6 protein-coding genes are annotated in these 5,893 nt (G+C 69.3%); 3 read left to right on the top strand and 3 right to left on the bottom strand.

Annotated features, from left to right (window positions below; translation table 11 throughout):
• Positions 1–261: 261 nt before the first annotated feature.
• Genes QM624_RS07145 through QM624_RS07135 form a run of 3 tightly spaced genes read right to left on the bottom strand, consistent with a single transcriptional unit; the run spans position 262 to position 3,652 of the window.
• Positions 262–1,062 (bottom strand): SagB/ThcOx family dehydrogenase, encoded by an 801-nt coding sequence (locus tag QM624_RS07145; protein WP_415090222.1) that lies wholly within the window; start codon positions 1,060–1,062, stop codon positions 262–264.
• A 1-nt stretch (position 1,063) separates the two neighbouring features.
• A complete protein-coding gene (locus tag QM624_RS07140; protein ID WP_415090220.1) occupies positions 1,064–3,331 on the bottom strand; it encodes a TOMM precursor leader peptide-binding protein in 2,268 nt (755 codons plus the stop codon).
• Between the two features lie 6 nt (positions 3,332–3,337).
• The gene (locus tag QM624_RS07135; RefSeq protein WP_415090218.1) at positions 3,338–3,652 is read right to left on the bottom strand and encodes a hypothetical protein; all 315 of its coding nucleotides are present in this window, start codon (positions 3,650–3,652) and stop codon (positions 3,338–3,340) included.
• 193 nt (positions 3,653–3,845) lie between these two features.
• On the opposite strand from QM624_RS07135, the gene QM624_RS07130 reads away from it, so the two are divergent.
• From QM624_RS07130 to QM624_RS07120, 3 genes are all read left to right on the top strand, one after another.
• A complete protein-coding gene (locus tag QM624_RS07130; RefSeq protein WP_415090216.1) occupies positions 3,846–4,286 on the top strand; it encodes a VOC family protein in 441 nt (146 codons plus the stop codon).
• Positions 4,286–4,969: a winged helix-turn-helix transcriptional regulator gene (locus QM624_RS07125; protein WP_415090214.1), complete on the top strand. Its 684-nt coding sequence runs from the start codon at positions 4,286–4,288 to the stop codon at positions 4,967–4,969. Before QM624_RS07130 ends, QM624_RS07125 begins: the two co-directional genes overlap by 1 nt.
• 132 nt (positions 4,970–5,101) lie before the next feature.
• A partial coding sequence (locus tag QM624_RS07120; protein ID WP_415090212.1) for an alcohol dehydrogenase catalytic domain-containing protein occupies positions 5,102–5,893 on the top strand: 792 nt, incomplete at its 3' end.

Raw genomic sequence — 5,893 nt, 5'->3', positions numbered from 1 at the left:
GTCCGACAAGCCGCGTCGCCGGCGCCGCCGTCGTTCGTCCGGCAACAAGCCGGCCGAAGCCGCGCCCGCGGAGTAACCCGATCTGAATCGAAAAGAACCGTCCCCGAGGATGCGAATCTCGCACTTCGGGGACGGTTCTTCGCGATGCGGTTTTCAAACTTCCGGGGACGGTTCTTTCGCGTGCGAAATTCGAATGCGAGAGAACCGTCCCCCGACGTGCGAATCTCGAACGTGAAAGAACCGTCCCCGGGTGTTCGAGGCTCAGCTGGGGCGGACGCCGCGTTCCAGGGCGCGCATCGCCATGCGGTCGGACGGGTCGGCGTCCGGGATACCGAGGGCGCTGCAGTACAGCGGGATCTCGTGTTCGATGTCGATGCCGGCCAGGGTGGCCAGTTCGTCGTCGTAGAAGCCGCCCATGTTGACCGCGCCCAGCCCGAGTGCGGACGCTGCCAGGTTCAGGTTCTGCATCAGGTGGCCCGCTTCGAGCAGCGCATACCGGTAGCCGCGGTCGCCGTACTTGGTCAGGCTGCGCTCGCCGACGAAGCTGATCACGCAGATCAGCGCGGCCTCGGCCACCCATGGCTGTCCCATGAACAGATAGGTCAGGAAGGCCCGCGGCAGGTCGACAGCGCGAACCAGCTCCAATCCGTGCGCCGCCGGGACGTAGTGGTGCACGCCGGCGGGAATGCCGTCCACGGACCGCACGAGAAGGCTGAGCTCCAGGGGGTACAAGCCACCTCCGGAGGGAACCGGCCGGTCCTGCATCGCCTCCTCACCGTCGCCGATGCCGTAGCCGGCAGCGAGCAGCGTGGACAGCACCCCCAGCGGCACCGGATCGGTCCGGAACCGGCGACACGAAACTCGTGCGCGCAACGCCTCGGACAGACCGATCCGGCACACCGACGGCGGCGGTAGCGGCATCCAGGGCAATCGACCCTCTTCACGACCAGGTACCACCGGCGGCGAGTCACCGCCTGAGGAGGCGTTGAACAGCCACCGCGCGGTGCTGCGGTGATAGGTCCAGGCAGCCGGGGTGTCGCCGGGGAAGGTGAAGTCGTGCATCTCAGGCCAGTGGGTGGGGGTCGGGATTGAGGTCGGCGCGGTCAGCCGGACGGTCACGGAGCCCCCAGCGGTGTGGCGCGTCGAACAGCCGTGAATGCCCCAGCCGGGCCTGGTCGGCGCCGAAGTGGATCGGCTGGAAGCTGGGCACGATCCCCTTCACCACCCGGACGCCCAGCGCAGCCACGTCCGCAGGGGTGACGTCCACGATCAGCACGTCCCCAGCGACAGCGGCGAGCGAGGCCACCAGGTCGTCCAGTCCGTGCCCACGAGTGGGTGGCGTCACCCAGTCGACGGCCTCGGACGTCCGCAGGTGCACCATCCGCTCGGCGGCCGCGGTGGCATCGGAGTAGAGCAGGTCGTGATCCTCCAACTCGGCGACCAGGGCCGGGTTCTCCACCAGCCGGGCACGCCGTTCACGCACCTCCGGATCCCGGAGCCGTCCGCGCAACGCGGGCCGAACCTGCCCCACCTCCAGCACGGCCGACCGGGCCGCCCGCAGGGGATCTTGCGACGCCCCCAGTCCGACCACCGCCGCCGGCTCCTCGCCCCAGCCGATCGCCATCGCGACGAACGCGGTGCCGTCGGTGGGCAGCAGATGCACCTCGATCCGGACGCCGCGCCTGCGGTACAGCTCGGCCACCGCGGCGGCGTCGGCGTCCGGCAGGCTGGTCGCGGCATAGGGCTGGGTGGCCAGCCGGTGCGCCCAGGCGAGGCAGAACGCGTCCCGCTCGATCACCTCGAGCAAGGCCTGCTCGGCGGCGAACTCCACCGTCGGTCCGGCGGCGAATCCGTTCGAGGTGGGTGCGAACAGCAGCTGCGAGTGGGGCCATCGGCTGCCGTGCAGGGTGGCCGCCTGGAACGGCACCCACACCTCGGCGCCGGTGACCAGCGACCGTCCAAGCACCCAGTCCAAGCCCAGATCGTCGTGGTAGCGGGCGAATCCGAGCCGGTCGGCGTCCTCGGGTGCGTACAGCACCAGCTCCCGCGGATCGAGGCTCTTCCCCGGTAGGCCACGCCGAATGCCCTGAACCGTCCGATCCGGCGTCCAGGTGAGCGAGGCGTAGCGTTCCAGCGCCTCGCCCAGCGCGCCGTCGCGCGCAGCCGTCCGGGTCATCCCCTTGCCCGAACAGGTGACGAAGGCGTCCTCGCCCTGACCGAACAGCACATTGGCGAGTTGGGCCCGGACGATGAACGGCTGGCGCGGCTCTTCCACCGGCTTGGCGACCTCGTCCAGGTAGCGGATCAGGCCGCACACCTGGCTGACGGTCTGGGTCGCGATCCGGTCGAAGTCTGTGGATTCGGTGGATTCAGTCGGTGCCGCCGGAGGCGGCGGGTCTTTTTTTCGGCACGCCGGGCAGTCCGGACGCGGAGTCACCGGATTCCGCGTGGAGGTGCCTTTCAGCTGGTCGAGCAGCAGCACTGTGCCGGGCAGCTCCGGCGGCAGTGCCGAGGTGGTCAGTGCCAGCGTCTCGCGCAGCACGATCCCCCAGGCGGTCTCACGCAGACCGGGCAGCAACGGACGGCCCAGCGCGGCCCGGGTGGCGTCCAGCGATTCCTCGCGGGCCATCGCCACCTCGAAGTCGTCCGAGCAGGCCAGCGCGCGCATCCGCCAGCACAGGTAGCACGGGCCCTCCCCGGGCAGCACCAGTGGCCCGAGAGACGCGTACGAGCCCTCGAAGGCGACGAACAGCGCGGGTGTTCCGGCGTCCAGGCAGGCCCGGTTCACCCACGTCCGGACGGCGGCCCAGCCCGGGTCGACCGCGCAGATCACCAGATCGCGGCCAGCAACCCGCTCGGCCAACTCCTCGGCCAGCAAACCTTCGGGAGCCCAGCACTCCACACCACCGATCCCGGCGTCGCCGGCGAGGGCTGCCAGCCCAGCGGCGTCCCCCTCGCCGGCGATCACCAGCAACCGGACGGCCGCCAGCCGCGCCGCGAGGGCATCGCGGGTGGCGGCGTCCGTACTCACCAGGCTCAGCCATTCCGGGACCGGCTGAGGGCCACGTTCGGTGACCATTCCGGCCTCGATCAGCCGGTCGACGAGCCGGGACACCTCGGACGCCGGAAGGTCCGCGAGCGCGGCCAAAAGCCCGCGTCGACCCGGTTCGGACGCCAGCGCAGGCAGCAGCCGCTCCCCCACCACATCAGCGACTCCACCGGAGAGCCGGAGCATGCCGGCCGGGCTGGCCAGGATCAGGTCGGAGCCCTCATCGAAGACCTCCAGCCCGGCGGCGGTGGCCAGCCGCCGATCCGAGATGTCGATGTCCACCTGCGCTCAGCCGCCGAGTCCGCCGAAGCGCTGCACTCCACCGCCGACGATCGGGCCCTGGTTGCACGGCCCGCAGGTGCATTCGAAGATGCACGGGGTGAAGCAGCTGCGACAGACCGTGCACACCGATCCGCTACACAGACGTGGCCGGAAGCAGTCGTTGATTCCGCAGAAGTCGCCGAAGTCGGCCATCGCCGATGACACCTTGCGGAAGGCGGCGAGTTCCTCGTCGGTGAACTGTGGCGCGGCACCGCCGGCGACCTGCTTTTCCAGGCTTTCCAGACGACCCTTGAGCTCGTCGAACTCTTCTTGACTAGGCATGACGATGCCTCCATTGGTGACACACAGCGGTTCTCGAGCCGCCGCGCTGGGTGGATATCGAACACGCTCAGCGTGCGCGCGGCCAGAACCCGCGGCAAGGTGTCAGAAGTGCGTAGCCCGTCCCCAGGGGCTCGACGTATCAATCCCGTGCTTGCTATTGACAAGCGTGCTTGTTTTTAACAACTATTGCTCCATGGGAACCAGCATCTTCGTCAACCTGCCGAGCACCGATCTCGAGCGCAGCAAGGCCTTCTACACCGCGCTCGGCGCGAGCATCAACCCGACCTTCACCGACGCCAACGGTGCCTGCGTGGTCTGGGACGACAACATCTACTTCATGGTGCTCACCCGCGAGTTCTTCGCGTCGTTCACCGACAAGACGGTCGTCGACCCGCTGACCGCCGCGCAGGTCGGCATCGGGATCAGCCGCGACTCACGTCAGGCCGTCGACAGCATCCTGGAGGCCGGGTTGGCAGCCGGCGGCACCGAGCCCCGCCCGGCGCAGGACTACGGCTTCATGTACAGCCGCGACCTCGACGATCCGGACGGCAACAACCTCTCATTCCTGTTCATGGAACCCGCCGCCGTGACCCAAGGCCCCGAGGCGTACCTGGCCGAGCAGGCCCAGCAGTAGTGGCATCCCGCAGCTACGGCCAGTACTGCGGGGTCACCACCGCCGTCGAGTTGATCGGCGAACGCTGGGCGCTGCTCATCGTCCGCGATCTGCTCGTCGGACCGCACCGCTACACCGACCTCAAGCAGGGCCTGCCCAAGATCCCGACCAACATCCTCGCCAGCCGGCTCAAGGAGTTGCAGGAGGGTGGGGTCATCCGTCGTGTCCCGCTGCCGAGTTGCGGGCTGGTTTATGAGCTGACCGACTATGGGCGCGACCTGGAGCCGATCGTGCTTGCCCTCGGTCGCTGGGGCTTTCGGGCGATGGGCGAACCCGGCCCCGACGACATCGTCTCGCCGGACTCGCTCACCATGGCCCTGCGCGCAGCTTTCCAGGCCACCGCGGCGGCAGCCTTGCCCGCCACCGACTACGAGCTGCACGTGGGTGAAGTCGCCCTCCGCGTCCAGGTGGAGGGAGAGCAACTGCGGGTCGCACAACTTGCGCCGCCCGCACCTCCGGTGGGTGGACGGCCACCTGAGAGCGAACCCGACATGGTGCTCGCGTCCGGCCGCGGCATCCGGCTGCTCATCTCGGGCGAGTTGTCGCCCGCGGACGCGCTCGACCAGGGTGTGGTGCAGGTGCTGTCCGGCGACGGGTCGCTGCTGGAGCGATTCGTCCGCACCTTCCACATCGACGCCGGCTGAACCGGTTTGTGGTGGCTATCGCCGAGGTGAACCTGGGCGGGTCAGGACTCAAGCCTGCGCGTTGGTTGACCGGTCGGCGCGGGCGCTACAGGATCATGGCAAGGAGCATCGACGACGGGAGTCAGGACAGACATGCAACAGGTGAAGGGCGTCATCGCCCGGGGCAAGGGCGCACCGGTCGAGTTGGTCACGGTGAACGTGCCGGATCCCGGCCCGGGTGAGGCCGTGGTGAAGATTCAGGCGTGCGGGGTGTGCCACACCGACCTGCACTACCGCGAGGGCGGCATCGGCAACGACTACCCCTACCTGCTGGGCCACGAAGCCGCCGGCATCGTCGAGGCGGTTGGCCCCGAGGTGCACGACCTGGCACCTGGTGACTACGTGATCCTGAACTGGCGCGCGGTCTGCGGTGCCTGCCGGGCCTGCCTGCGCGGGCGTCCCTGGTACTGCTTCGCCACCCACAACGCGAAGCAGAAGATGACCCTGGAGGACGGCACCGAGCTGTCCCCCGCGCTCGGCATCGGCGCCTTCATCGACAAGACCCTGGTGGCTGCCGGGCAGTGCACCAAGGTTGATCCGGCGGCTCGTCCCGCGGCTGCCGGGCTGCTCGGCTGCGGCGTGATGGCCGGCCTGGGTGCCGCGCTGAACACCGGCAACGTGGGCCGTGGCGATTCGGTCGCGGTGATCGGTTGCGGCGGTGTCGGTGCGGCAGCGATCGCCGGTGCCCGGCTGGCCGGCGCGAACCGGATCATCGCCGTCGACCTGGACGACCGGAAGCTCGCCACCGCGACCACCTTGGGCGCGACCCACACCGTGAACAGTTCCGCGACCGATCCGATCACCGCGATCCAGGAGCTGACCGGCGGCTTCGGCGCCGATGTGGTGATCGACGCGGTGGGGCGTCCGGAGACCTGGAAGCAGGCG

This window comes from Micropruina sp. (assembly GCF_047606365.1).
Lineage (GTDB): Bacteria > Actinomycetota > Actinomycetes > Propionibacteriales > Propionibacteriaceae > Micropruina.
The sequence above is the reverse complement of the archived record's forward strand: the minus strand, read 5'-3'. Positions and strand labels throughout refer to the sequence as shown.